Annotated in this window: 31 protein-coding genes, 1 pseudogene and 1 riboswitch; of the genes and pseudogenes, 6 read left to right on the top strand and 26 right to left on the bottom strand. The window is 46.7% G+C overall.

The window, feature by feature from the left end:
* Positions 1-12: 12 nt before the first annotated feature.
* The 4 genes and pseudogenes from PVA01S_RS11360 to PVA01S_RS11345 form a co-directional block, all read right to left on the bottom strand.
* Positions 13-213 (bottom strand): copper ion binding protein, encoded by a 201-nt coding sequence (locus PVA01S_RS11360; protein ID WP_019007631.1) that lies wholly within the window; start codon positions 211-213, stop codon positions 13-15.
* 28 nt (positions 214-241) lie between these two features.
* Positions 242-583 carry a metal-sensitive transcriptional regulator gene (locus PVA01S_RS11355; RefSeq protein WP_082655297.1) on the bottom strand — a complete coding sequence of 114 codons (342 nt, stop codon included), beginning with the start codon at positions 581-583 and terminating at the stop codon, positions 242-244.
* Between the two features lie 169 nt (positions 584-752).
* The gene (locus PVA01S_RS11350) at positions 753-1,391 is read right to left on the bottom strand and encodes a response regulator (protein ID WP_127607656.1); all 639 of its coding nucleotides are present in this window, start codon (positions 1,389-1,391) and stop codon (positions 753-755) included.
* A pseudogene (locus PVA01S_RS11345) lies at positions 1,363-1,704 on the bottom strand (sensor histidine kinase); the annotation flags it as partial. The gene PVA01S_RS11350 and the pseudogene PVA01S_RS11345, both read right to left, overlap by 29 nt.
* 85 nt (positions 1,705-1,789) lie before the next feature.
* Between PVA01S_RS11345 and PVA01S_RS11340 the strand changes: the two are divergent.
* On the top strand, positions 1,790-2,119 hold the full coding sequence (locus PVA01S_RS11340; RefSeq protein ID WP_127607655.1) for a transposase: 330 nt from the start codon (positions 1,790-1,792) through the stop codon (positions 2,117-2,119).
* A 32-nt stretch (positions 2,120-2,151) separates the two neighbouring features.
* Positions 2,152-3,027, top strand: coding sequence for an IS3 family transposase (locus tag PVA01S_RS11335; protein WP_164751801.1), 876 nt, complete (start codon positions 2,152-2,154; stop codon positions 3,025-3,027).
* A gap of 212 nt (positions 3,028-3,239) precedes the next feature.
* Here PVA01S_RS11335 and PVA01S_RS11330 read toward each other — a convergent pair whose 3' ends face one another.
* The 6 genes from PVA01S_RS11330 to PVA01S_RS11305 form a co-directional block, all read right to left on the bottom strand.
* A complete protein-coding gene (locus PVA01S_RS11330; protein WP_174817578.1) occupies positions 3,240-4,328 on the bottom strand; it encodes a histidine kinase in 1,089 nt (362 codons plus the stop codon).
* 69 nt (positions 4,329-4,397) lie between these two features.
* Positions 4,398-5,081 (bottom strand): haloacid dehalogenase-like hydrolase, encoded by a 684-nt coding sequence (locus tag PVA01S_RS11325; protein WP_127607651.1) that lies wholly within the window; start codon positions 5,079-5,081, stop codon positions 4,398-4,400.
* Positions 5,082-5,231: 150 nt separating this feature from the next.
* Positions 5,232-5,321: riboswitch (cyclic di-GMP riboswitch) on the bottom strand.
* 283 nt (positions 5,322-5,604) lie between these two features.
* Positions 5,605-6,252 carry a thioredoxin family protein gene (locus tag PVA01S_RS11320; RefSeq protein WP_127607649.1) on the bottom strand — a complete coding sequence of 216 codons (648 nt, stop codon included), beginning with the start codon at positions 6,250-6,252 and terminating at the stop codon, positions 5,605-5,607.
* A gap of 20 nt (positions 6,253-6,272) precedes the next feature.
* Positions 6,273-6,830, bottom strand: a complete 558-nt coding sequence (locus PVA01S_RS11315; RefSeq protein WP_127607647.1) for a TlpA disulfide reductase family protein — start codon at positions 6,828-6,830, stop codon at positions 6,273-6,275.
* 18 nt (positions 6,831-6,848) lie between these two features.
* Complete coding sequence (locus PVA01S_RS11310; RefSeq protein ID WP_127607645.1) at positions 6,849-7,571, bottom strand: cytochrome c biogenesis CcdA family protein; 723 nt, start codon at positions 7,569-7,571, stop codon at positions 6,849-6,851.
* Entirely contained in the window at positions 7,564-8,244 is a 681-nt protein-coding gene (locus PVA01S_RS11305) for a hypothetical protein (RefSeq protein ID WP_127607643.1), read from the bottom strand. The genes PVA01S_RS11310 and PVA01S_RS11305 overlap by 8 nt, the downstream gene beginning before the upstream one ends.
* Positions 8,245-8,417: 173 nt before the next feature.
* Between PVA01S_RS11305 and PVA01S_RS11300 the strand changes: the two genes are divergently transcribed.
* Complete coding sequence (locus PVA01S_RS11300; RefSeq protein WP_062494073.1) at positions 8,418-9,176, top strand: C40 family peptidase; 759 nt, start codon at positions 8,418-8,420, stop codon at positions 9,174-9,176.
* Between the two features lie 424 nt (positions 9,177-9,600).
* The gene (locus tag PVA01S_RS11295; protein WP_127607641.1) at positions 9,601-11,037 is read left to right on the top strand and encodes a bifunctional metallophosphatase/5'-nucleotidase; all 1,437 of its coding nucleotides are present in this window, start codon (positions 9,601-9,603) and stop codon (positions 11,035-11,037) included.
* Here the strand turns inward: PVA01S_RS11295 and PVA01S_RS11290 are convergent.
* From PVA01S_RS11290 to PVA01S_RS11215, 16 genes are all read right to left on the bottom strand, one after another.
* Positions 11,034-11,618 (bottom strand): class I SAM-dependent methyltransferase, encoded by a 585-nt coding sequence (locus PVA01S_RS11290; protein WP_127607639.1) that lies wholly within the window; start codon positions 11,616-11,618, stop codon positions 11,034-11,036. The genes PVA01S_RS11295 and PVA01S_RS11290 overlap by 4 nt on opposite strands.
* Positions 11,599-12,723 carry a sensor histidine kinase gene (locus PVA01S_RS11285; protein ID WP_085170059.1) on the bottom strand — a complete coding sequence of 375 codons (1,125 nt, stop codon included), beginning with the start codon at positions 12,721-12,723 and terminating at the stop codon, positions 11,599-11,601. The genes PVA01S_RS11290 and PVA01S_RS11285 overlap by 20 nt, the downstream gene beginning before the upstream one ends.
* On the bottom strand, positions 12,713-13,399 hold the full coding sequence (locus PVA01S_RS11280) for a response regulator transcription factor (RefSeq protein WP_085170060.1): 687 nt from the start codon (positions 13,397-13,399) through the stop codon (positions 12,713-12,715). Before PVA01S_RS11280 ends, PVA01S_RS11285 begins: the two co-directional genes overlap by 11 nt.
* A gap of 105 nt (positions 13,400-13,504) precedes the next feature.
* Positions 13,505-13,894, bottom strand: a complete 390-nt coding sequence (locus tag PVA01S_RS11275; protein WP_127607635.1) for a DUF302 domain-containing protein — start codon at positions 13,892-13,894, stop codon at positions 13,505-13,507.
* A gap of 66 nt (positions 13,895-13,960) precedes the next feature.
* Positions 13,961-14,332: a rhodanese-like domain-containing protein gene (locus PVA01S_RS11270; protein WP_085170062.1), complete on the bottom strand. Its 372-nt coding sequence runs from the start codon at positions 14,330-14,332 to the stop codon at positions 13,961-13,963.
* A gap of 10 nt (positions 14,333-14,342) precedes the next feature.
* A complete protein-coding gene (locus tag PVA01S_RS11265) occupies positions 14,343-14,609 on the bottom strand; it encodes a metal-sensitive transcriptional regulator (protein ID WP_062494090.1) in 267 nt (88 codons plus the stop codon).
* Positions 14,610-14,673: 64 nt separating this feature from the next.
* Complete coding sequence (locus tag PVA01S_RS11260) at positions 14,674-15,153, bottom strand: DsrE/DsrF/DrsH-like family protein (protein ID WP_127607633.1); 480 nt, start codon at positions 15,151-15,153, stop codon at positions 14,674-14,676.
* A 154-nt stretch (positions 15,154-15,307) separates the two neighbouring features.
* A complete protein-coding gene (locus PVA01S_RS26595; RefSeq protein ID WP_164751800.1) occupies positions 15,308-15,472 on the bottom strand; it encodes a hypothetical protein in 165 nt (54 codons plus the stop codon).
* Between the two features lie 61 nt (positions 15,473-15,533).
* Positions 15,534-15,758 carry a sulfurtransferase TusA family protein gene (locus PVA01S_RS11255; protein ID WP_062494096.1) on the bottom strand — a complete coding sequence of 75 codons (225 nt, stop codon included), beginning with the start codon at positions 15,756-15,758 and terminating at the stop codon, positions 15,534-15,536.
* Between the two features lie 24 nt (positions 15,759-15,782).
* Positions 15,783-16,922, bottom strand: coding sequence for an MBL fold metallo-hydrolase (locus PVA01S_RS11250; protein WP_127607631.1), 1,140 nt, complete (start codon positions 16,920-16,922; stop codon positions 15,783-15,785).
* Between the two features lie 19 nt (positions 16,923-16,941).
* On the bottom strand, positions 16,942-17,340 hold the full coding sequence (locus tag PVA01S_RS11245) for a DsrE/DsrF/DrsH-like family protein (RefSeq protein ID WP_062494102.1): 399 nt from the start codon (positions 17,338-17,340) through the stop codon (positions 16,942-16,944).
* 28 nt (positions 17,341-17,368) lie between these two features.
* Positions 17,369-17,947 carry a sulfurtransferase TusA family protein gene (locus tag PVA01S_RS11240; RefSeq protein WP_062494104.1) on the bottom strand — a complete coding sequence of 193 codons (579 nt, stop codon included), beginning with the start codon at positions 17,945-17,947 and terminating at the stop codon, positions 17,369-17,371.
* 27 nt (positions 17,948-17,974) lie between these two features.
* Complete coding sequence (locus tag PVA01S_RS11235) at positions 17,975-18,295, bottom strand: rhodanese-like domain-containing protein (protein ID WP_127607629.1); 321 nt, start codon at positions 18,293-18,295, stop codon at positions 17,975-17,977.
* A gap of 16 nt (positions 18,296-18,311) precedes the next feature.
* Positions 18,312-19,097: a sulfite exporter TauE/SafE family protein gene (locus PVA01S_RS11230; RefSeq protein ID WP_062494109.1), complete on the bottom strand. Its 786-nt coding sequence runs from the start codon at positions 19,095-19,097 to the stop codon at positions 18,312-18,314.
* Positions 19,098-19,177: 80 nt separating this feature from the next.
* On the bottom strand, positions 19,178-19,498 hold the full coding sequence (gene trxA, locus PVA01S_RS11225; RefSeq protein ID WP_062494110.1) for a thioredoxin: 321 nt from the start codon (positions 19,496-19,498) through the stop codon (positions 19,178-19,180).
* A gap of 1,040 nt (positions 19,499-20,538) precedes the next feature.
* A complete protein-coding gene (locus tag PVA01S_RS11215) occupies positions 20,539-21,123 on the bottom strand; it encodes a TetR/AcrR family transcriptional regulator (protein WP_062494112.1) in 585 nt (194 codons plus the stop codon).
* A gap of 149 nt (positions 21,124-21,272) precedes the next feature.
* Here PVA01S_RS11215 and PVA01S_RS11210 point away from each other — a divergent pair, with 149 nt between their 5' ends.
* Both PVA01S_RS11210 and PVA01S_RS11205 read left to right on the top strand, forming a co-directional pair.
* A complete protein-coding gene (locus PVA01S_RS11210) occupies positions 21,273-21,992 on the top strand; it encodes an ABC transporter ATP-binding protein (RefSeq protein ID WP_127607627.1) in 720 nt (239 codons plus the stop codon).
* Positions 21,985-24,393, top strand: a complete 2,409-nt coding sequence (locus PVA01S_RS11205) for an ABC transporter permease (RefSeq protein ID WP_127607625.1) — start codon at positions 21,985-21,987, stop codon at positions 24,391-24,393. The genes PVA01S_RS11210 and PVA01S_RS11205 overlap by 8 nt, the downstream gene beginning before the upstream one ends.
* Positions 24,394-24,485: the final 92 nt, after the last annotated feature.

Here is a 24,485-nt window from a genome sequence, read left to right as displayed (position 1 = left end):
CCCCCATGCCTGTTAGGCAACCTCGTAGCCTTGTTCTTCAATGGCTTCCTTCACGGCATCCAAGGATAATTTATTTTCATCGTATTCTACAGTAACCGAGTTGCCTTTCAGATCAACACGAGCCGACGCACCTATTTCTTTTAAGGCTTTCTCAATGGAATTGACACAGTGTTGGCAGGACATACCGTTCACTTTAAGTGTTGCTTGTTTCATACAAATCCCTCCGATATTTATGATTTCATTATTTCATTAATTTATTAACCGTAATCAACAATTCGTCAATGACTTCATGTTCTCCGGCCTGGATGCGTTCCACGACACAACTTTTCATGTGTCCTTCAAGCAAAAGCTTGCCAACGCTGTTTAAGGCTGACTGAATGGCCGCGATCTGGTTCAGTACATCGTCACAATAAGTATCCTTCTCAATCATCCCTTTAACTCCGCGAATTTGGCCTTCGATACGGTTCAAACGGGATATCAAGTTGTTCTTCATTTTGTCCGAATGATGGCTTTTCCTTTCGCTTTCTGGAGAACAACAAGAACGGTCAGCTTCATCCGGTAGCAATTCCTCTTGGTTCGCCACGACTTATCACCCCACAACAAATATACTATACCCCCTTAGGGTATGTCAAGATGAAATTATTCTAGTCAAATGAATTTGTTCGTCTTTAACTCAAGAAGAAGCTTAATGTTTGTAGGACAGAAAAACAGCCCGGTCTTCCATTAAAAGCCGGACTGTTTGCTTTGAGATTCTAATCAATTATCCCAAGACGCTTGGCTTTTCGGGCAGCTTCACGGCTGGAGCGGGTTCCCAGCTTCTTCAGAATACGATTCACATGCTTTTTTATGGTGCTTTCAGTTGCATGCAGTTTGCTTTGAATATTTGATTGCTTGTACCCTTTATGAATGAACCTTAATATTTCCTGCTCGGCTGAGGTTAACTGCTTACTACGTTGCTCTCTTTTCATCCGCCGAAATTCCTTCACCAGCACACCAGCCGAATCCGGATGAATGTAATTCAAATTATTGTAGGCAGCGCGAATAGCGCAGGGAATATCTTCGAAGTGGGCCTTCGTTACATAATTGACTGCCCCTGCCGCATACGTATCCATAATTGCCTCTTCCTCGTCGATGCCGGTCAGCATAATGATCTTGGTTTGCTTTATTTCCAAAATATCCATGGCCGCTTCAAGTCCGTCATACCCATTATCGGATAAAATAAGGTCCATGCGCACAACATGCGCGTCACTAAGCCTGGCGAGATGAACCGCATCCTCCCTGTTCGCCGCCGAACCGACGACGACAAGATCATGCTCGCGGCTCAGGAAACTTGTGAGTTGGTCACGCCAGACGGCATCATCCTCAACCAACATAACCTTGATTTGATCCAATGTCCCTCACCTCGGTTAACGGAAGCGAATGGGATCGAATCCTTTTGTGTGGAATTTGAATTACGACCGACGTCCCGACATTCAATTCGCTTTGAATATCGATCGATCCGTCATGCTGCTGAATAACATTGTAGCAGTACGTCAATCCGAGACCGAAGTTTTGCTTGCGATGTTTGGTCGAATAAAATGGATCGAACAAATAGGTAAGCTCGTCTTGTGATATTCCCTTTCCGTTATCCTTAAAGACGATCGTAAGATGCTTCCGCGTTTCGCATACCGAAATGAACAACATTCCTCCCGGCTCCATCGCTTCGGCCGCGTTCTTTTTAGCCCCCTAATGAACTTGGACAGAATAAGGTCTTTGAAGTACAATGTCCAGTGTTAGGGAGGAATGTAATATGCAACGTAAACAATACAGTCCCGAATTGAAAGAAAAAATCATTTTGGAAGCGATCGAAGTCGGCAGTCCAACTCTTGTGGCACGTAAATACGAAATCAATGCCAATATGCTTGGGAGATGGGTTCGCAAATATAAAGAGGGTAAAAAGACCTCTTCGATACCGGAAGAACATTCCGTTTCCGTATCGGAAATCACGATGGAAAATCGGCAGTTATCCCAGGAGAATGAGCAACTCAAAAAACTACTAGGCGAAAAGGATCTCGAAATTGCCATTTTACGTGATCTCATAAAAAAGAAAAACCCTCACTTGCTGACAAAATTGAAGTAGCCCGCAAATGGATTAACCTCGGATATCCGATTGTGAAAGTCCTTCGAATTGTGGGTGTAGCCCGGTCAACGTACTATTACCAGACCAGTTACAAAACAGCTGAGAAACGTGTAAGTGAGGGTAGACCGATTCCGGGCTACTCGTATACAAAGCAAGGCACTCCTGTGCCGGATGAGCAAATACAGGCTTGGCTTTTGCAGTTCATCGAAAATGAAGGGGCTTCTTATGGCTACCTTAAGCTGACGATTTTATTGCGCCGCTATTATCATCTGATCATTAATAAAAAGAAAGTATATCGGTTATGCAAGGCGATGAAGGTTCTTCGTCCTCAGCGCGTGAAGAAAATTCATTATCCAAAGCGACTGGCTCAAAACCGGACAGTTACTGCATCCAACCAGTTGTGGGAAGCCGATCTGAAGTACGGCTTCATTACAGGGGAACAACGTTTTTTCTTCATCTTGTCGATTATAGATGTCTATGATCGTTCCATCATCGATTACCATATCGGATTACGCTGTGAGGGCAAAGATGCCGTTCAAACGTTAAAGCAGGCTTTATGGAAAAGAAAACACTATGCGACCGATCAGAAGCCGGTCATCCGTACAGATAACGGTCCTCAGTTTACGTCTTACGCCTTTCAACGCGCTTGTGAAGAGCTCGGCATCGAACACGAGCGTATTCCGAACCGAACGCCCAACATGAATGCGCATATCGAGGCCTTCCATCGCATCTTGCAAGACGAATGTTTGTCCAAGCACGAATTTGAAACGTATGCCGAAGCTTATGAAGAAGTGGCAAAGTTTATTCGCTTTTACAACGAAACCCGTATTCATTCCGGTATCCATTTTCTATCGCCACATGAATTTTACAAGAGAAAAGAACTGATTATTCCATCGATTCACCTGTAATGCAGGGAGCTTGGCCGTCAGGCGAACCATTGACATGGAGTGGCGGCGGATGATAGGCTCATTTGCCTTGCGAAAACTTGTAGGCTTCGCCCTTTCGCAAAGAATCCATCCGCCGCGGAGGCTCCGAGTCAATGGCAAGCGGTGGAACTTTTTAAGCAATGAAAAACGAAGAATGAGCTTATTTTCGTGAGCATCTGTCCAAACTTAAGGGGTTAATCCGCGTTGACGATGATATTGTGGAACGTTTCCTGAAGATGAACCGGATCGCAGAGTAGATAAATCGCCTTATTATCAACATCCGTATGAACCTGAACGCTCCGCTTTTCCAAGAACACTTTCGTCATCGAAAGCGCGCGGCTTAGGATGTCCGTTACCTCATGAATCCCCTCTTTCAGCATGATATCTTGCGTCCGGTTTTGAATGCGCGGCACCATATCCAGCATATGCTTGGTCGAATCAAGCACAACGGCTGCATCGCTCGCAATTTTCTCCTGATGAGACGAAGCTGCCAGATTTCGAATCTGATCGGCGACAATCCGGATTTTTCCGACCTCATTTTTAATCGTGTGGTTCAATATGCTTGTCCCGTACGAGATGGCGCGCATCGTACCGTCCAACCGGTCCTTTTCGAACTTTATCCGGACGCCGAGTACGCCATATTTGATGCCGAGGAGCAAAAATGTTACCAGCAGAATCGTAATCACAAACGGCATAAACCGCCATACTTCCTGAACATCGAAAAACGCCTTTAATGTATAGTTCGCCACGATTTGAAACAGGATCGGGGGAAATGCAACAATATTGGAAAATAAACGGCTTCTTTTCCGTTTCGGATTCTTCTCTTTCATAAAACTGTATGTTAACAGGATAAGACCAACGATCAGATAAGGTACGCACCAAAAAAACAGCGCTTGAAAGTTATGCTGGATCGGGGGAGTGAACGACGTGAGGAAAAGCATCCCGATGATCGGGATGGGAAGCACCCCTGCGAGGATCATTTTCTTTTTACGGCGGAATAACCCGGAGTAGCTGACGGCGAACATCAAAAAACAATAAGGAAGTCCATTATGATTCATAAACGAGCCGAACATGTGCATCTTTAATAAGAATGCTTCAAGGGAAGGCGTAGAGATTTGATACTGCTCCAGATAGGGCAAGATCGTTTCGGTTACCGCGCGCGACAATCCCCCGCCACCGCCTGTAAATGCGGTAAATGCCGCCCAGCGTGTCGGTTCATTTTTGGGATTGATAATCAGCAAAATGGCTGCAATCGTCCACAATGCAATGAGTACAAAGACCATTCGGTCCAACTCCTTTAATCGTTTTGACTACCGATTAAAGAGGAGCGCCGTCGTGGACAGAGGCTTCAATTATGCTCGAATCAAGACAGCCTCCCTCTGTATCGACTTCATCCATTTCTTTTTCTTGTTTGCCACGATGATCGGGTAATGGACATGCTCCAGCATCGGCAGATCGTACTTGGAATCTCCAATCGCCATCGTCATTGCAGGATTCAAGCGTTGGATGTAATTGCGCTTAAATCCTTTCAGCTGAGAAAAGTCGATTCGAATCCTCGAATCCTGTTTAACGACGGGCAAACATACATAGGGAACCTGAAAATACGCTCCGTAATGCTTTACGATCAAATCGAAATTGGTTGACAACAACGTGACCTGAACTCCTTTTTCCTTCAAATAAAAGATGAGATCGTGCACAGGAACGATAAATTGCCTCTTGAGCATTTCTTCAAAATACCTTTGAGCGTATTTCTCTAGCTGTTCATAGGCGTACTTCCCGAACTTTCTTTGCACAAATACGTGATTAAACCAATCTCTCGACAAACGATCCACTGCAAGATAGAATGGAGCCGCAGCCAAGCAGTAAACAAGAAACAGCCACCATAGCAGCCGGTTCTTCAGGCGTTCTCTCTTGATGAACAAGTAAAACTGTACGATGTTGCTTTTGGTAATCGTATTGTCGACATCAATAACCGCATGATTCACCCCATTGGCCAATATTCCGTCAAACTGCGAAAAATCTCTACTGTGCTTCATTACATCTCCCCTCAGTTAGTTTGAATTTCCTAAGACCTCGATCTCACATTAATCCCAGGACATATCGAAGACGATCACTTCCTTTCGTCAATTTTTTCTAAAAAACAAAAAAGACACTACCCCAAACACGTAGTATCTTCTGGATGACTGTAGGGTAACCCGGCTATCATTGCATAATATTATGCAGAAGACCCGTGGCTTTGCGTCCCTGCCTTTCGAACAGGTTTGCCATTATCCAAGTCAGACTTATTACCTATTATTATATTACCAGGTTGTGGAACAGGCAAGAACCAAAATGGGAAATTTTTGAATTTGTCGAATAATCGCTTGAAAGAGTTTAGTACTTTTTTCCTCAGGCCCAGATAGTCTTTGTTCTCAAATCATATTTGGTAGATTATCGTGACATCTAGCGACACGTCTATTTCAACTCCACCGATGAGTGCAGAATTGAGTGATATTTGCCATGGTAACCCGACATTGGAATAATAAAAGGCTTTTAAACCTTCTTTGCTTACATGATTGGCTAACGAGAAATCGTCCATTCCAATTTGATATCGGTAATTCCATAGGCCGCCAAGGTACGATTGAGCAACGTCTTCATCCGATCGGTTTCTTCCATGCTCACTTCATTTGTCGAACGGAGCGTTACGACGCAAGAATCATGATGAAAGGAAACCCGCTCAAGCGAAGTGTCTGCCGGAAACGGATTGTCAAATCCTTCAGGCCGGGTGCGCAACAATTGTTGAATCGTTGTTATTCTTGGCGCTTTAACGGAAGTCTTGTTGATCACCGTTGTCTCCACCGGAACGGCGTTGCCGTTTTGGAACAAATAGATCGTGTAAGTTTCGGTAGTCTCCCGGTTTTCTTCCCGCGGCGCTTCCGATCGCAGCGATCCTTCTTCTATCTGTCTAATCAAGTTCCATACCTCTTCCGTTTCTTTAAAACCTTCAATACGGTACAATTCAACGCCGCTGTCATCCAAAAAGAGCGTGGTGGGATTCATCTTAATGCGATATCGATTGGTCGTTTCATGGTCAACATCCACATAGACGACTTCATATGCAAGCTCTTTTTTGCAGGCAAGCAATTCTCCGATGACCGTATTCATGGAGCGGCCCATCGGACAAGCGGATAGTGTTAACAAAATCAATTTTTTAACCGATTGACTCATGCGGCATAACCTCTCCCGTCTTATTTGATATTGGAAACAGCTTCTTTCATAATGTCGTAATTAATCGCGCCCTGAAACTTTTCCCGAATCACTCCGTCCGAGTCCAGCAAGAATGTCGTGGGATAGGCGACAACCTGATAGGTTTGCATGACGTCTCCTTCCTTGTCCAGAACGATGGGGAACGTGAGCTGTTGCTCTTTCACAAATGCTTGTACGTTATCCGGATTTTCCTCGGTAGGTGTCAGGTTAACACCCAAAATCACAACGTCTTTCGATTGGTAATCCTCATAAAATTTTTGCATATGGGGCATTTCCACCCGACACGGCGGACACCATGTCGCCCAAAAATTGACCAGCACTTTCTTGCCCTTAAAATCAGACAGGTGAACAGGATTCCCTTGCAAATCCGTAAGCGAAAATTCCGGCGCAAGCTGCCCCTTCAGAATGCCCGTCTCCAGGTTTGCTTCCCCCGATTCCGCAATTTTTCCGGTTTCTGAAGAAGACTTGTGAAAATAATCGTATCCGCCATAAACGACGAGCCCTATCAAAACCAGAACAGCGATCATGCTTTTTTTCATCCGTTTCATCTCCACTCGTTAAAAGTTGATCTCCCAAAACGTATATTGGGATAGCCAGGCGCTGATCTTCTGCAATTGCCCGGTAAACAACAGAAACCCCAGCCCAATGAGCAGCCAGCCATTCAGTTTGGACAGGAGAGGTATCCATCTGTTCATTTTTTTCATGAACTGCAGCGAATACGTCAGCAACCATGAAATCAGTAAAAACGGAATACCCAATCCGAGGGAATACACGGCCAACAACCCAACCCCGTTCCACAGCGTTTCGGCAGACCCGGCCAGAAGCAAAATAGATGACAACGCCAACCCTACACAGGGGCTCCAGCCGGCGCCAAAAGCCACGCCGGTAAGCAGCGAACGGATTGCGCCGCGGCTCCTGTTCGTTTTGATTTCCCATGTTTTACCGGACATCAACAGCCGGAGATTTAATAATCCGGCCATTTGCAGACCAAACACAATAATCAACAGACCGCTTATTTCTTGGATCAAATCGCGTTCCTGGGCAAAGAAGCGGCCAATAAAGCTTGCCGAAGCCCCCATCGCGATGAAAACGAGACTAAAACCCACAATAAAACTAAGAGACTGAACAATCAGTTTCCCCCGATGCACGACCAGTTTGCCATCTTGAAAGGACGAGCCCGTCAAATGGGAAACGTAAGCGGGAATGAGCGGAAAGACGCAAGGGGATAAAAAGGATAGCATCCCCGCGGCAAAGGCTGCGAAAACCGAAATATTATCCATGAGAACCTCCTTTTTTCACCTTCTCGTCCAACCAGGCCCATCCGGTCAAACCCGTGGCAACGAGCAGAAAAATCAACTGCTGTTTACTGAAGGACAAAAGCCACATCGGACGATCGGGGACCAGAAACCATAGCATCGCATGTCCAATCGAGAACCAAATGGCGTATGCAAGTCCTATTGGCGAATCGGATCCTCTTGAAGAAAACAAGAAAGACATGAAAAGAACCGCTGTTAATCCGGCGCTTGCCGCATGAAACCAGGCCGGCTCCTCCCCGATCATGAATAACAACACTTGGCAGGCCGACCAACCCGCGAATGCATACGTGATGAAAATGTCGACCCACATTTTTAAAGGAATGTTTTGCTTCAAAGCCTTCTGCCAAATATAGACCGCGGCAACCAGGCTTGCCATCCATTTCCCGCGTTCCCCGCCATCGAAATAGATGAAAGAAACAGGCTGTTGGATGGCTTCAACCGGATGAAAGAGCAGGTAGCTCGCTTTCCAGACGATCAGCCACAGCCAGAATGCGTTTGATACGCAGGACAAGATCAACCCCCGCTCCGGCATGTTTCGGAGCCGATATTGTAACATCAACCAGCCCGCCGCCCCAAAACTGAAATACAAAATCAGTTGTCCGTTCAAGACAAAAGAACCGATTTGAATGCTGCGCAAACCCCCACCTCCTTGCAGATGAGGATAACGCTTCTTTTTAAAGAAATGATTAAGCGATTGGAAAAATGTACATCCAGGTTCACTGCATCTCCTGTGATAGGCTTGGATTAGACCGCGAGCCGATATTTTCCGCCGCGGGAATTATCCAAATCCACAAGGAGGAATTGCAGTTGATGAAGAAAAAACTGGCTATGGCACTGTTTGTAACGACTTTTATTGCCGGAACGATTTCATTGGGACAAGACTCCGCTTCGGCGGCCAAGGGTGATGCCGTCATCGTGAAAAGTGTCAATTTTCGGGACAAGCCTTCCCTAAGCAGCGAGCGCATTCGTTATTTGCAGGCAGGTGAACATGTGAATATTTTGGAACGGGTGAACCCCTATTGGTACAAAATCAAGGATGGCCAGGGGCAAACCGGTTATGTCACAACACAGAGCCGGTACATATCAGTGGGAGGCGCCTCTTCCGGTGAAACCGCACAAACTGCTGCCGGCACAGCCAAAAACGTGATTGAAGCCGGTATAAAATATTTGGGAACGCCTTACGAATTTGGTTCCAGCCGCTCCAATACCAGGACTTTCGACTGCTCGGACTTTGTTCGACAAGCGTTTAAAGACGGGGCCGGCATCATTCTTCCCGGCAATTCCCGGACACAAGCCGAATATGTAAAAAAAATTGGAAAAACAACAACGAATTGGCGAGACTTGAAACCAGGAGACATCATGTTCTTTATGTCGTATAAAGGAAGCAAAAGTTCCAATTATTCCGGAATCGACAAATCCGCACAACGAATCACGCATAACGGCATTTACTTGGGGAATGGCAAGATTTTGCATACGTATTCCGTGAAATCCGGCGGGGTAAGAATCGATAGCATTGAAGGCAAGCACTGGGAATATCGGTTTGTGTTCGGCGGCAGTGTTCTCAAGTAACGCGGAGCGGAAGGGACAGCCATGTCCCTTCTTTTGTTTATGTTTTAATCCTGGGAGCCCTATTGCGGGTATTGGCGGAAGCACGGAGCATTTCCTTCCTTACGAAGGAAGGATCAAGATCGATGGCGGTACACAACGTTTCGAACCAGTCGGTCTTCAAGAAGCCAAGCGCTTCTTGTCGCATTTGGAAATTTCGTCCTCCTTTCCGGGCCTTTGTTTTCAAATCGAAATAAGTTTGGATCAAAATGGCGCAAACCAGAACCCGGTACCCAAACGACATCCTCATCTCTCCCTTCCCGGATGTTCTTCGTTTGATCGTACCGGCCTTGTGTTAAGTTCTGATAAAGAAGGTTTAAAAACAGGCTGGAACTCCCCATACTATCCATAAGCTTGGGATCACATGCTTCAACAAGGGGGCTTAAGTGTGGAACTCGTATTGATTCAACAAAATGACACGCACGGTTGTTTGGACGCCCATCCGGAATTCTTCTGGGGCGATCCGCGTCCGTTCTACATTCATTGCGGGGGCTTTTCACGCATCTTCCGCTATGTGACATGTTTAAAACAACAACATCCCCACGTACTGTTTGTTGACGGGGGCGATTTGTTTCATGGTACAGGACCGCTAGTTTTGTCCAAGGGTGAAGCCGTCTTGCCGCTACTCCGACAAATGCCGCTCGATGCTTGGGTACCTGGGAACTGGGACTTTGCTTACGGACCCCAACAGCTATTTTCTTTGATAAGTCAAGTTCCGGCACCGGCATTGGCAATGAATGCCAAGCCAATCTCCGGCAAAGTCAATCCTTTTCATTCGCATATGATTCGGGAAATCGAAGGTATACGGGTCGGTTTGACGGGATGGACTTATCCTTTTGTAGATCAAACGATGCCTCCTTCTTTCTCGGAAGGATTTACTTTTTCGCTAAATATAGACGATATGAGAAAAGTGGTTCATCAATTACGGGAGAAGGAGCGAGCGGATCTTATCGTGGTGATCAGCCATATGGGACTGCCTTTGGATATAAAAGCGGCATCCTGCATTGAAGGGATCGATATCATTTTAAGCGGGCATAGTCATGATCGAATCGACAAACCAATCAGACAAAATAACACATGGATTGTCCAATCCGGGGCAAGCACTTCGTTTCTCGGAAGAATCGATATTTCCTTTGAAAACGGAAAAATAACCCATATTCGGCATCAACTTATTCCGCTTTACGCGGACGAATACGAAGAAGACCCGGAATTCTCGCGTCTTATCCGGGAGATCAAGCAACCTTACGAGACGCTCCTGCGCGAAGAAATCGGCAAGCTGAAAACACCGCTTCATCGCATGTTTTTGAATGAAACGCCGATGGACCGTCTCATCACCGACGCGTACCTGTATGCGATAGATGCCGATATCGCTTTGTCTCATGGTTGGAGGTACGGCGCCCCGATTCTTCCGGGAGTCATAACTGTGGAAGATTTATATCAAATCATACCGACGAACCCGGAATTGTTTACACTAGAACTGGAAGGGCGATTCATTCTTGAAGCCTTTGAAACGAACCTGGAGCAAGTCTTTTCCCCGGACCCGTTTCAGCAGAAAGGCGGATATGTGTTGCGAACTTCCGGTGTCATCATGGCTTATAAACCATATAACCCCAAAGGACGGCGAATCGAACATTTTCTCGTTCAAAATAAACCGCTTAAACAGGATGCCATATACCGAATTGTCAGTGCCGGCGAACAAATCCTCGGGCAATATCAGTCCGTCAAAAAGCATTTGGGAATTCATGCCCATGATGCGATCAGGCACTTTTTTCAAGCCCATCAAACCATTGAAATTCATGATACGCCCCGCATTTTCAGTATTTAGCAGTTATGTGCACAAGCCCTTGCAACAATAAGATAGTGCTGATCGGAAGGATAGGTCAGTTTTTCAACCAAGAACCCATTCTCTTCAAATGCTTCTGCAAGCTCATTGGAATGTATTCGATGACGGAGAGGAGGGCCTTGTTCCGTTTGTTTTTTTTCCCATTCGATACATAATACTGTTCCGCCCGGCTTTAGCACTCTGCTCATTTCTTGGAGTCCTTTTTCCAAAGGTTCTACTTCGTGTAAGACGAATGAAGCGATCACATGGTCGGCGATTTGTCCTGCCAGGGGAATACATTCAATGGCTCCTTCAATTAACTCGACATTGTCCAGTTTTTCCTCCTTCACACGCTTTCCCAAATATTGCAGCATCTGTGGTGCAACGTCCAAAGCATACACTTTCCCGTTGGTAAGTCCTGCCGCGGGTATGGTAAAATAACCGGTACCTGCCCCCAAATCCAGAATAATGTCGTTATCTTGGATTTCCAATAATTCCAATAACTTTTCTGGAGGCAGAACTTTTCGCCGCTCCGGGTTGTCCAGTTTCTCCGTATGTTCAGGGTTAAACCGGCGCTCCGTCATGATTCTTAACCACCTTTACCGTTTTTATTTCCAAAGGGAGAGTAACCCAAAAATTATGCAGATTACCATCCGAGTGCAGTCCGACTTGTCCGCCGAACCGTTCCACAATTTCTTTTACAATCGCAAGACCCAGCCCAGTACCGTTCCTGTCTTTCTCCCGGTGTCTTGACGGATCCACGCGATAGAACCGCTCAAAAACCAAATCGCGAGCTTCACCCGGTATTGATTCTCCCATGTTGGAAACCGTGATGCGGTATTGTTTTTGTTCCCTTTTTCCCGTAATCTTTATCTCATTCCCTGTATTATACATGAAAGCATTCTTGAGCAAATTGTTCATGACCTGTTTGATTCCGTCTTCCTCGCCAAGAACGACTCCCTCTTGTATGGAGACGTCCAATGAAACACCTGCTTTGTCGCTTTCCAACTGAAAAGCCTGAATCGTTTGTTGCAGAAGTTCATGTATTTTGATTTCTGTCTGATACAGACTGTTATTCCCTCGAGCTTCCCAGACCGTCAAATGATGAAGCTGTTCTACGAGACGGGTGAGGTGCTGAGATTCTTCAAGCAGAGATTGATACAATTCCCGATTGCCTTCTATGACACCATTTGATAATGCCTCCAAATAGCCGTTCAAGTTGCTTAGAGGCGTGCGCAGTTCATGCGATATATTGCTTAGAAGACGTTTTCGGTTTTCTTCCGTACGCTTCAATGTTTTTGCCAATTCGTTAAAGTGCTTCGTAAGCTGACCGATTTCATCATGAGATTTCGGTTCGATGGGCTCCGGGTAATGTCCCTCGATCATGAGCTGCGTTGACTTCGCGAGCCGTTTTAAAGGAGAAAGTATTTTTTTGATAAAAACATAATGAATGATGGCGGCAACCAAAATGGCCAAAAAACTTGCTCTCCATAAATAAAACTCCATTGTTTCATTGAAGAACCTGCTTTTTTCCTCACCGACCAGCTCATATTGGCCCACCACCATGCAAGCAAAATCTTTTACGGATACCCCAGCGAGCCAGATCACAACAGCGATGACCAGGCCGTTGACCATAATGAGTTTCATCGTCAAACGCTTTCGCCAAAACATCCAATGTTTAATATGCATCAAATCGATATCCCATCCCTCTTATCGTTTCAATAAAACGGGGGGCTCCTTCCATTGCTTCGATCTTTTCCCGGAGCTTGCTGACATGGACATCCACGGTCCGGTCGATTACAGAACGTTCTTCATTCGGATACAGCTCTTGTAATATTTGTTCTCTTGTCAATATTTGATTCGGATGCCGCATCAGAAAATATAAAAGCTTAAATTCATGCATCGTCAGCGGAATAAGTTCTCCGTTGAACTTCACTTCTCCTCGAAGCGGTTTCAGCGTTAGTCCTTTGTAACTGATTTTACTGCATCGATTGGCCGTTCTTCGCAGGACGGTTTCGACCCTGGCAACGACCTCCTGCGGGCTGAAGGGCTTGGTAATATAATCGTCCGCCCCCATTTGCAGCCCCTGAATCCGATCCGATTCGTCCACCTTGGCCGTCAGCATGATGATCGGAATATCGCTTTTCATATCGGAACGGATCCATTGACACAGCTCTTCCCCGCTTTTATGCGGAAGCATGAGATCCATAATCACAAAACATGGATCGAGCTTTTCAAACAACTTCATTCCCTCAGAGCCGTCTGCCGCTTCTAAGATCTCATATCCTTCTTTTTCCAAATATATTTTCAGCAACTGCCGGATCTTGGCGTCATCTTCAACAATCAGGATCGTTTTGCCCTTCATTCCTCTAACATCCCCTAAACACGTTGCCGTTTGTCCGAGAATAGCATCCATTTGTTAAGATGCGTTAAAGAAAAAACCAATGAGATGAACTCATCGGTTTTCATATCATGGATTCGCAGCCTGATTGATGCATCCAATCAATCGGGCTTCCACATCGGCGGCAATGCCCATCAGAGCAGCATCCTCCAGCATATTCATGAATGCGGTCGGTTTCGGCATGCCGATTTTGGTCTTCCCGTCCGCTTCATAGACCACGATTTTGCACGGAAGAAAGTAACCCGCCAACGCACTTTCACTTACGACTCTGTTCGCTTCCGCAGGATTGCACACCTCCAAAACCACGTACTCCCGCTCAAAATCAAATCCTTTTTCCTTCAGTTTTTCGCGAAGATTAAACCGCCACAGCACGCCAAACTGTTCTTCCTTTAAAGATGTTTCCAAGGCGGCAATGGCATTCTGAACGTTCGCTGTTGTTTCTGCCGTATAATGAAACATGGCCGTTCCCCCAGTCAGTGTATTAACCCTAACGATAGTATGGTATCTTTTCCGGAAAAAACTCGTCTATTTTGTTAAAGGTCCGTCCCACGCCGTGATCCCGCCGTTCAAGTGAGCCACGTTACGGTATCCGCTCCGGCTCAGGATCCTACCGGCTTGCTTGCTGCGCATCCCGCTGCGGCAGTACAAATAGACAGGACTTTCTTTCGGAATCTCGCCTAGTCTCCTGTGAATCTGACTTAACGGAATGTTTACCGCTCCTGGAAGGTGACCCTGCTTAAACTCATGAACCTCTCTAACATCGATCAGCCTTTGCCCTTTGTATTCCTTCTTGAACTGCTCGATGTTCAGATTCCTCAATCCTTTCACCGGAGCGAATTGCTTAAACAGAAACCATGCTAAAAGAATAAATAATATGGCGTAAAAATAATAATTCATGCGGAATCACCTACCTGCTTTTGATCAATAATTCCACGGCCTCCTGAACGAGTTTGCTCGTATCTTTGCCGGCTTCCTTTTCTTCAAGAATGCACTGCTCCAGATTGACCGCAACGATATAGGCAATGGCTTTGTCGACTGCGCTTCTGACAGCTGAGAGCTGGCTCACCACATCCTTGCAGTTTTTCTTTTCCTCCATCATTTTCAGTACGCCGCGTACTTGCCCTTCCACGCGGCGCAGTCTTCTTTTTACATCATCATCGTAATTCATATTCATCGTTATCCCCCATTTGCTTATACGTGTATAGGTATATTATAACCTAAATCCGGGGGAACTGGTCTTAAATAAACAAGTTCACTTTCGCGTCTGCAGCATCCCCCAAATAGGCTGCAACACCGGCATAATCGATCCCGTCGATCAATTCTTCTTTCCGCAATCCAAGCAAATCCATGGTCATTGTGCATGCAACCAGTTTAACTCCCTGCTCCTGCGCGAGCTCAATCAACTGAGGCAGGCTGAGCGCATTATGTTTCTTCATGACATGCTTGATCATTTTGGGACCGATTCCGGCAAAATTCATTTTGGAGAGTCCCAGTTTTTTCGCTCCGCGCGGCATCATTTTACCGAACATGTTCTCAAGAAACCCTTTCTTTACGGAAACAGGTGGATCTTTTCGAAGGGTATTCAATCCCCAAAAGGTGAAAAACATCGTAACTTCGTGATCATAAGCGGCCGCTCCGTTGGCAATGATGAAGGCGGCGATCGCTTTGTCCAAATCTCCGCTAAAAAGAACGATGGTGGTTTTTTCTTTTTGGCTCATATCTATCATCCTTTCTTTGTAAATCATACAGGTATGGGTATTAAAAAGCGAAAAAAATTAGTCATACTTGGTGCATACTTTCTTTTTACGTTGATCATAGGAGCTTCTTCCGGATATAGAAAAGCATACAATTCGTTCTATCCTGCACGCTTTCTTAAAATTTGCGCGGCTCAGCACTTCGCGAAGATTCACCGGCTTTGCCCCATTGTTTTTTCATTCTTTGCAATTTGGGGAAAGATATATAATAAAGACCTTGAACAGGCCCGTGATTTCGAATTTGGTAAGCAATGAAGGTTATTGCTGCAATAAACCAAATCATGTTTTCTTCCTTTCTTTTAGGAAGGAGATGCAGTGCCTGGAACCACATCCCCTTCAAAAACTTATCCTTTCTTTACGATAAACTTAAATACACCGTTGTCTTCTTTAGCTTCGATCAATTCATGGTTCGTTTGTTTAACCCATGCTTGGAAGTCGTTCATGGAACCTTTGTCGGTTGTGTGCAATTCCATGATTTGACCGGATTCGAGCGAATCGATTGCTTTCTTTGCTTTGACGATCGGCATCGGGCAAGCAAGACCTTTTGCGTCAACAACAATATCCGCCATAAGTTGAACCTCCTTCCTTACATTTTAACCGTGATGATGTACCGCGCAGCGGTTCGGTCCAATCTCGAGTTCGACCGCTTTTTCTGCATCGACTTGGAGTTCGCCCCGGTTGATGGCCACAATTTCTTCAAAATTTGGCGGTTTCTCCATGGAGACCGCGCTAGCCACTTGTTCCGTAAAGGCTTCTTGGTCGGCGTTTTGCATAATTTCGTTATTCTCGCGAATTTCACCGAATGTGGCCCCAACAATACCGTTATCGTTGATCTCCTGAATGTCGGCATAGTGAGCGGGCAGAACGAGACAATCGTCCGGGAGATCGCTCAGCTTGTTGAACACGGTATCGTACAGATCCATCGCCCATTCTTTTGCCTTGCCTCCAAGATCGGGTCTTCCCAAACCGCCGACAAAGATGGTATCTCCGGACATCAAGAACCGGTTGTTGATCAAGAAGGATGTCGATCCGGGGGTATGCCCAGGCGTGGGAATCGCCAAGACCTCCACATCAATTTCTCCGATTCTGATCCGATCATGCCGATCCAACGGCTCAAACTTCAAATTCGTATCCTTTACCTCCCCGGAAGAGATGTAATACGTTGCGCCGGTTTGTTCGGCAAGCTGTCGCCCTCCGGAAATATGATCGGCATGCAGATGGGAATCCACGACATGTTCAATCTTGAAACGATGCTGTTTTGCAAGTTCAAGGTAAACATCCACCTTTTGATTCGGGTCGATGATCATGCCTTTCCCTTCCGAAATGACGGCATAGGAGAGGCAGCCTTTAGACAAACGGTTGATTTGAATCAATTTGAACTTTTCGTCCATGTATACGATGGTCGGATGGTAGAACTGGCTCCAGGCCAGCATTCCGCCTTCCAACGAGTAGGTTTTATACCCTTTCTCCATCAACATTTCCGCTACAAAGTCGGAAGATCCGCCTTTTGCGCAAACGACGACCATTTCCGTATCCTTTGGCAGTCCGGCGTGCACCTGCTCATCCTCTTCCAGAAAGTTAAAGTACGGAATGTTAACGGATCTCACTTTTTTTCCTTCAATTTTCCAATCGTTATAATCTGTCTCGTTCCTTACATCGAGAATCACCACGTCTTCACCCGAATTCATTTTACGGTGAAGCTCTTCTGCCGTAATCAAGGGTACTTTTTCCATTCTTATTCTCCTTTCCCGCTTAAAAGTTCAGCGTCACCTGCGCGTCGAATGCAAAATCCAAAAATGCCGCGGCGCCGCCGAGTTCAATTCCATCGATAAAGTGCTCTTGGTCAAGTCCCATCACATCTACTGTCATTTGGCAGGCGATCATGCGGACACCCGATTCTTTGGCCACGTCCAGAAGTTGGGTTACTGTCGGAACATTAATTTTTTTGAAGCCTTCCGCCAGTCCTTCGTTACCCGGTCTGAGTTGCAGCATTTGCTCGGAATCCTTATGAATGATCGACAGTCCTTCAAAGGTAAAGAAGATAGCCACCTCAGCGTCCAGCGCCGCCGCTGCCGTTGCAATGTTCAATACTTTGTATGCAGTTTCAAGACCCCCGGAAGATGCGATAATCGCCACTTTTTTGTTTGCCATGTTTTGTTCTTTCTCCTTTACTCGATTATTATTCGTCGCTTTCTGTGGCCCCCTGCCACTGGGACATGCCTGGCACCACATTCTTTACTTTGGAAAATCCGCGCTCGGCAAGAATTTGGCAGGCCATATCGCTGCGGTTCCCCGTTCTGCAAACGACTGCGTACTCTTTGCCCGGATCCAGCTGACTCAGTTTTTCCTCCAGTTGTCCCAAAGGTACGGAAACGGCGCCGGGAATGCGCCCGAAGGCATATTCCGCAGGTTCTCGTACATCCAATACGCTGATGCTATCACCAGAAGTTAGTTTTTGATTTAGTTCCTCGTTACTCATGATGTGAGGGAATTTTATTTCCGTTTTTGTCTCGCTGTCCGATGCTTTTCTCAAGAAATGGCGGAAAACCCCGTTCTCTTCCTTCAGACCAATGTATTGATGGCCGGTGCGTTTAGCCCAGCCCTGCAAATCTGCGACGGAACCCTTATCGGTGGCCCGCACTTCAAGGACTTCCCCCGGCTGCATTTCATCGATGGCTTTTTTTGTTTTTACGACCGGCATCGGACATGCCAGCCCTTCGCATTCAAGGACGCGGTTCGTTTGGATTGCTATAGTCATTACAATCACCCTCCCGTTATAGAATGTTTATTTTCCGTATTCGATATCCCCGGTCCATTCGGACATGCCGCCTTGCATATTGACGACCTTATAGCCCATGGACTCGAGATATTCACACGCCAAACCGCTGCGATTACCGCTCCGGCAGATGACAATCGTTTCTTTGTCCGGATCCAATTCCTTGCGTCTTTCACCAATAGTACCTAGCGGGATATGCTTGGCGCCGGGAATATGTCCCGACTCCCATTCGTCTTGCTCGCTCACATCCAGTAAGTTCAATTTCTCCCCCTGCTCAAGCCGCTTTCGCACTTCATGGGGGAGGATAACTTTCGAATGTTTCCCAGCCATTTTCGTTCACACCTTGTTAAGTTAATATATCCACCCAAATCTTGATCACCGTTGCCGTAATGAGCGCGGCGAGAATCCATTGCAGCACCTTCACATTCATTTTCTTGCCAAGCTTGGCACCCAGCGGTGAGGCGATGATACTCGCTATTACCATCACCAGGGATGGAATCAACAGCAGGTGACCCCCCATCACTTTACCGACCGTAGTGCCAATCGAGGAAATGAACGTAATCGCCAACGATGAAGCGATAGCCACACGTGTAGGAATTTTTAGAACAACCAGCATGATCGGGACAGTGATGAATGCGCCGGCTGCGCCAACGATACCCGACAAAATACCCACGATTGCAGCGGCGATTGCTGCAACAGTTGTGTTGAAGCTAACATTAGAATAGTCAGCCCTATCCGTTTCTTTTTTTGGCATAAACATCATGACGGCCGCAACGAGCGCCATAACGGCATACGTCAAGTTAATCGCGGAATCGGGCAGAAATTTCGAACCGTAGCCGCCTATAAAACTCCCCGCAATGATAGGAATCCCCATGGCAAGGACGAGCTTCTTGTTGATAAACCCTCCTTTGCGGTAAGCAAACATGCCGGCTAACGTTGCGAAGAACACTTGCACAGCACTTACCGCAGAAACCTCTTGTGCGGTAAACGCCGCAAAACCAAGTAAAGGGGGAATATACAGCAGCATCGGATATTTAATAATGGAACCTCCGATCCCGATCATTCCTGAAATCAGAGAACCGATGAAACCAATAACGAAAAGTGTGAGGATCCAACCGAAATCCAGTTCCATAAGACACCCCTTTCGTTAGTATTATTCCGATTCAAGTTACTTCCAATATACCTATAGGGGTATTTTTCAATTAAAAAAAATTAATTTGCGTATTGCATGATGAATGCTTTCAGTTTATTTAACGGCTGAATACCAACGAATGTTGTGGCTTCTCTCCCGTTAACAAAGAGTTTTAATGTAGGAATACCTTGGATTCGGTATTTTACGGAGGCGAACGGATTTTGATCCACATTTAATTTTGCAATAACCGCCTCTTTATCCACTTCATCGGCCAATTGATCCAAAACAGGAGCCATCATGCGGCATGGTCCGCACCACGGGGCCCAAAAATCAACCAGTACGATTTTGTTATTCTTGATGATTTGATCCAAGGTATCGTCCGTTGCTTTTATTGTTGCCATGAAATCGCCCTCCTTGTGATTAATGTAATATACCAATACCCCTATGGGTATATTAAAATATTTGTGATTAACTGTCAAGATTATTTGTAACATCAGACGCCGAATCAGATTAAACAAACCAGATTTTTCGTCACAAAGGCGGTTGGATCACTAAGGCAAGAACCTTGCTACGCCCATTGTAGGCACCTGCCATCAATTGTTGGCTAGATTAGTTTCAATGATCTTTGTACATGAAGACTTGGAGTCTGAATGTGGGTGAACGAGACAGAAACATTGATGAAGCCAGACTGTATCCAGTAGGAGAGGCTACAATTAAACGTGTTGTCATAATAAATTCCCGAGAGGTTTTAATAAAGGGGTGTCTCAGATCATATGTAACGTTGGGAAAGCACAACAAATTAAAAGGATTTCAATTGGAGTAATCATTATTGTATTAGGCTTATATTTTAGAAGTTGGTAGGGACTAATTGGATTGGCACCAATCATTACTGGTGCGATTCGTGCCGCTAAATGCAATTCTAGGAATGCAATTCAATGACATCTTTCTGGTCCGTAAACCAGCTTGCCGCAAATGGTGCAAAAATAAACATAAGAATTCCTACAAAAGACATAAAGAGAACGGCCACGCCGGTCGGTCAGAAGCCCATATCGAAAAGCATCTTCGAACCGTTTAGCTCCATTATTCTGCCCGACAAGGGTTGCGGCCGCTACGCCAAACCCATATCTGGGCAGGCAGAAGTATATTTCAATGTTTCCGGCAATCATATGAAAATGCGATCTTTGATTTTTGAATCTTACCATACAACATGACGGTCCCAATGATCCGAACGATTACCGTAGCCAAAGCCGCCCTGACAATCCCCCAGCCAGCAAACTCATAAAGGCCTTAAATAAAGATTTAATCAAGACAGATATGAATGAATTGATCCTGATGCTTTCATCGGCGTTTTCATATCTCCAGAGGCACGAAGAATACTACCTAATACGCTCATAAGCGAAATAAAGATGGATGGAATGGCAACGATCAGTCCTTTATTTCGTTATTCTTCCCAACCGATCCCATTGAGAATCAATTGATGGAACATCCGATCCATTTCGTACGCAGAATAATGCGCATTCCGATCCATCCACCAAATCATGAGCGTCATCAGTGTATTGACGACAAATTCAACCGCCAAGTCTTGGGGAATCAACGATGAATCAGAAGATGACAACTGCATTTCGATTTCTTCCCTCGCCAAATCTGTGATCATCCGTTTCATATGGTGGAGAACAAGCGCCCCGCTCTGCTTGCCGACAGTTGCCCGGTAAATTTGCTTGTGGCTTTGTACATGCTGCAAGATGGCGAGGCTAAAGCCAAAACTTGTTCTCCCTGTTTCTTCTGCAATAGTGCGTTTGGACATCTGTTCCTTGAGAAACTCGCGAGTCCTGTTGATCGTGTCTACAAGAAGCTCCTCTTTGTCGACGAAATGAAAGTAAAAAGTGGATCGACCAATATTCGCCCGATCGATTAAATCCTGAACGGTAATGGCTTCATACCCCTTCTCGACGATTAAATCCAGAAGCGCTTCGTGCAGCATGGTACGCGTTCGCTGTACCCGCCTGTCTTCCTTCTTGTCTGACACGAATTACCCCCCTTTTGTTGAACAATGTGTAAAAAGTTGTTTCATAACGAACATGGAGACCGCCTTTGATTATTGTCGAGTTCCCACACGAACATTATGATCGAAATTGAACATCATGTTCAACAAAAATTTTAGAGGAGGAACCGAAAATGACTCAAGGGAGCCCGCTCATTTCTCTTCGCCGTGTGTTCAAAACATACGCATCGCCATCGGGGGACTTCACTGCGCTCAAAGAAGTGAACTTGCAAGTGCAAAAGGGGGAATTCGCGGCTATTGTCGGCAAGTCAGGCAGCGGAAAGTCAACCCTTATCAATGTGATTACCGGAATCGACAGCCCCACTTCCGGAGAAGTGTTCGTCGCCTCTACAGCCATTCACTCACTGAATCAGGAGCAGCTTGCGATCTGGCGCGGGAAAAACGTCGGTGTTATCTTTCAGTTCTTTCAATTGCTGCCTACGCTAACCGTAGCGGAAAACGTCATGCTTCCGATGGATTTCTGCCATACGTATCCGGCACGCGAAAGACGAGAACGGGCGGTTGCACTTCTGAGCAAGGTAGGCATTGCCGAGCAGGCGGACAAACTGCCATCCAATCTCTCCGGCGGACAACAGCAGCGTGCAGCCATCGCCCGGGCGCTGGCGAACGATCCACCCATCCTGGTTGCCGACGAGCCGACCGGCAATCTCGATTCTCATACGACGGACGTCGTGTTGAATCTCTTTGCCGAGCTGGCATCGGAAGGTAAAACGGTGGTCATGGTTACGCACGAGCGCGATTTAAGCCGATATTTCACAAGATCGATTTTGCTGTCCGACGGAGCCATCGTGTCCAATACAGCAGCGGTCAAGGAGGCTTTGCATCATGCTTAGTCCTCGCCTACGGAAAATGCTACGCGATCTCCGTATCGCCAAGGGACGAATGGTCATGATGGTTCTCTCCATCGCGGTCGGAATCTTTGGCATTGGAACGATTCTGAGCGCCTACACGATTCTAACCCGTGAAATGAGTCTGAATTATCAAAGCACGAATCCAGCTTCCGCTTTCTTGGAATTGGATCATATTGACAAATCCCTCTTAGACGGAGTACGTAATCGACCCGGCATCGCAGGTGCGGAAGCGACGGCTTGGGTGGAAGCCAGAGTCGAAGTGCGGCCCCAGGAATGGAAACCGCTCCTTATCTTCGGCGTGGAAGATTTCAAGAGCATGCGCATCAGTACTTTCCGTCCCGAATCCGGCGCTTGGCCGCCTTCGGAAGGTTCGATATTGCTCGAACGCACCGCGCTTCAGCTCTTAAAAGCAAAAATCGGAGATGCCCCGCGCATTCAAACACCCGACGGTCAGAAGCTGAATGTTGCCATCACAGGAACCGTCCATGATCCGAGCTTGGCACCATCGTGGCAGGAGCAAACCGCCTACGGGTATGCCGCCCCTTCGACGTTGGCGTTGCTTGGCGAAACCGACGCCTTTCATATTTTGAAAGTGCTCGTCAAAGATCAGCCAATGAACTCGCAGGCAATTGAACGGACAATCGGAGAACTGGCCGTATGGTTGAAACAGCAAGGACATAAAGTCGGAGAAATCCGAATTCCGCCTCCCGGAAAGCACCCGCACCAGTCCCAGATGACGGCAATTCTGATCATGCTTCTTATCTTCAGTCTATTGGCACTCACGCTCAGTGCCATTCTGATTGCCACGATGATCGGCGGACTGCTTGCAGGGCAAATTCGCCAAATCGGCGTCATGAAAGCGATCGGTGCGCGAACGAGCCAGATCGCCGCCCTGTATCTCCTATTGATCATGCTTGTAGGTTTTGCAGCCGTCCTGTTAGGTATGCCCACGGGCATTGCAGCTGGACGAGGTTTTGCGGTTACGGTTGCAGAACTTTTAAATTTCACGCTGTATAGCGATTCCATTCCGTTGTGGAATTACGTCGTATTGCTGTTGGCCGGTATACTCGTTCCTTTTCTTACGGCACTTGTTCCCATATGGAGAGCAACGCGGATTACCGTCCGGGAAGCCATCAACGATTTTGGCACAAGCAGGAAGTCTTTTGGCTCCAAGCGACTCGATATATGGCTCGGAAAAATACGAGGACTGGATCGAACACTGATCCTTGCCTTGCGCAATACGTTTCGTAGAAGAGGACGATTGTTGCTCACTCTTAGCTTACTGGCAGCTGCGGGCGGCATGTTCATGACAAGTTTAAATGTCAGAACAGGCTGGGAATCGATTTTGTCCGATGCAGTTTCGAATCGTCATTATGATTTGGAAATTCGGCTGAATCGTCCGGAGGCGGAGCACCGAATCATCCAGATCCTTCAAAGCATCCCCGAAGTCCGGCATGTGGAAGCTTGGAATCGTGAACCTGCCGCGGCGATCCGAACCGATGGTTTAGATATCATTCGAACTTACCCGGACGGGGGACACGGCAGCTTTACGCTTCGCTCCGTTCCAGCAGATACGGAAACGGTTGAATTGCCGCTATTGAAGGGACGATGGCTTCGAAGCGGAGATTCCGATAACGCCGTTGTGCTAAACCATAATGCCCATGCTTTATTTCCAGAGGTGAACTTGGGGGATCCCTTATCGCTAGCGATTAACGGAAATCCGGTTCAATTGCAGGTGGTCGGCATCGTGCGGGAAAACCTGTCACCCGCAGCAGCCTATGTATCCCCGTCAGGATATACCAAAGCCGTCGGACTTTCGGGGCAGACGAACGCCTTGAGAGTCGCATTGAAGGACCCCGGCACCGTAGACAGGGTTCAACAAGAAATCGAACGCGTGCTCGAGAAAGAAAACGTCAGGGTGGAAGCGGTGATTTCGGAGACGATGCTAAATGAAGCGGTAAGTGGCCATGTCTATATCCTCATCTTTGCCTTGATCCTGATGTCGGTCATCATGGCAGTCGTCGGCGCACTAGGGCTCATGTCGTCGATGGGTACAAACGTAGTCGAGCGCACCCGTGAATTCGGAATCATGCGCACCATCGGCGGTCGATCGAGGACGGTTCTTCGGAACGTCGTCAGCGAAGGGATATTTATCGGCCTCATGAGCTGGGTAATTGCCCTTGTCATCTCGTTGCCGGTGTCTGCAGCCGTTGGAAATCTGATCGGAAATTTGGCCTTTCGTTCGCCTTTGCCTCTCGTTTCGTCGCCGACAGCCATTTTGATTTGGCTCGTCATTATTATCATCGGATCAGCAACTGCAAGTGTCTATCCTGCATGGAAAGCATCGCGGCTGACCATTCGGGATACGCTCGATTACATCTAGGAAGGAGAGAACCATCCATGAGAAAAAAGGCACTCGTAACAGTCATTATCCTCGCTGTGATCGCGTGGATAGCAGTGGCCTTTCACCAGATC

It is taken from the genome of Paenibacillus validus NBRC 15382 (assembly GCF_004000985.1).
Lineage (GTDB): Bacteria > Bacillota > Bacilli > Paenibacillales > NBRC-103111 > Paenibacillus_G > Paenibacillus_G validus.
Note: the sequence above shows the minus strand (reverse complement) of the source record. Positions and strands in the feature narration are given on the sequence as shown.

Coding starts and splice junctions, on each gene's coding strand:
- PVA01S_RS11325 (WP_127607651.1), bottom strand. CDS start 5,081: ATGAAGCACAGTAGAGATTTTTCGCAGTTTGACGGAATATTGGCCAAT.
- PVA01S_RS11340 (WP_127607655.1), top strand. CDS start 1,790: ATGCAACGTAAACAATACAGTCCCGAATTGAAAGAAAAAATCATTTTG.
- PVA01S_RS11285 (WP_085170059.1), bottom strand. CDS start 12,723: ATGCATATTAAACATTGGATGTTTTGGCGAAAGCGTTTGACGATGAAA.
- PVA01S_RS11275 (WP_127607635.1), bottom strand. CDS start 13,894: ATGTTTCATTATACGGCAGAAACAACAGCGAACGTTCAGAATGCCATT.
- PVA01S_RS11265 (WP_062494090.1), bottom strand. CDS start 14,609: ATGAATATGAATTACGATGATGATGTAAAAAGAAGACTGCGCCGCGTG.
- PVA01S_RS11235 (WP_127607629.1), bottom strand. CDS start 18,295: ATGGCTGGGAAACATTCGAAAGTTATCCTCCCCCATGAAGTGCGAAAG.
- PVA01S_RS11230 (WP_062494109.1), bottom strand. CDS start 19,097: ATGGAACTGGATTTCGGTTGGATCCTCACACTTTTCGTTATTGGTTTC.
- PVA01S_RS11250 (WP_127607631.1), bottom strand. CDS start 16,922: ATGGAAAAAGTACCCTTGATTACGGCAGAAGAGCTTCACCGTAAAATG.
- PVA01S_RS11280 (WP_085170060.1), bottom strand. CDS start 13,399: ATGAAGGGCAAAACGATCCTGATTGTTGAAGATGACGCCAAGATCCGG.
- PVA01S_RS11330 (WP_174817578.1), bottom strand. CDS start 4,328: ATGGTCTTTGTACTCATTGCATTGTGGACGATTGCAGCCATTTTGCTG.
- PVA01S_RS11290 (WP_127607639.1), bottom strand. CDS start 11,618: ATGACGGAGCGCCGGTTTAACCCTGAACATACGGAGAAACTGGACAAC.
- trxA (WP_062494110.1), bottom strand. CDS start 19,498: ATGGCAACAATAAAAGCAACGGACGATACCTTGGATCAAATCATCAAG.
- PVA01S_RS11360 (WP_019007631.1), bottom strand. CDS start 213: ATGAAACAAGCAACACTTAAAGTGAACGGTATGTCCTGCCAACACTGT.
- PVA01S_RS11315 (WP_127607647.1), bottom strand. CDS start 6,830: ATGAAAAAAAGCATGATCGCTGTTCTGGTTTTGATAGGGCTCGTCGTT.
- PVA01S_RS11270 (WP_085170062.1), bottom strand. CDS start 14,332: ATGAATTATTATTTTTACGCCATATTATTTATTCTTTTAGCATGGTTT.
- PVA01S_RS11210 (WP_127607627.1), top strand. CDS start 21,273: ATGACTCAAGGGAGCCCGCTCATTTCTCTTCGCCGTGTGTTCAAAACA.
- PVA01S_RS11320 (WP_127607649.1), bottom strand. CDS start 6,252: ATGAGTCAATCGGTTAAAAAATTGATTTTGTTAACACTATCCGCTTGT.
- PVA01S_RS11310 (WP_127607645.1), bottom strand. CDS start 7,571: ATGGATAATATTTCGGTTTTCGCAGCCTTTGCCGCGGGGATGCTATCC.
- PVA01S_RS11300 (WP_062494073.1), top strand. CDS start 8,418: ATGAAGAAAAAACTGGCTATGGCACTGTTTGTAACGACTTTTATTGCC.
- PVA01S_RS11205 (WP_127607625.1), top strand. CDS start 21,985: ATGCTTAGTCCTCGCCTACGGAAAATGCTACGCGATCTCCGTATCGCC.
- PVA01S_RS11260 (WP_127607633.1), bottom strand. CDS start 15,153: ATGAGCCAAAAAGAAAAAACCACCATCGTTCTTTTTAGCGGAGATTTG.
- PVA01S_RS11255 (WP_062494096.1), bottom strand. CDS start 15,758: ATGGCGGATATTGTTGTTGACGCAAAAGGTCTTGCTTGCCCGATGCCG.
- PVA01S_RS11240 (WP_062494104.1), bottom strand. CDS start 17,947: ATGACTATAGCAATCCAAACGAACCGCGTCCTTGAATGCGAAGGGCTG.
- PVA01S_RS26595 (WP_164751800.1), bottom strand. CDS start 15,472: ATGATTTGGTTTATTGCAGCAATAACCTTCATTGCTTACCAAATTCGA.
- PVA01S_RS11245 (WP_062494102.1), bottom strand. CDS start 17,340: ATGGCAAACAAAAAAGTGGCGATTATCGCATCTTCCGGGGGTCTTGAA.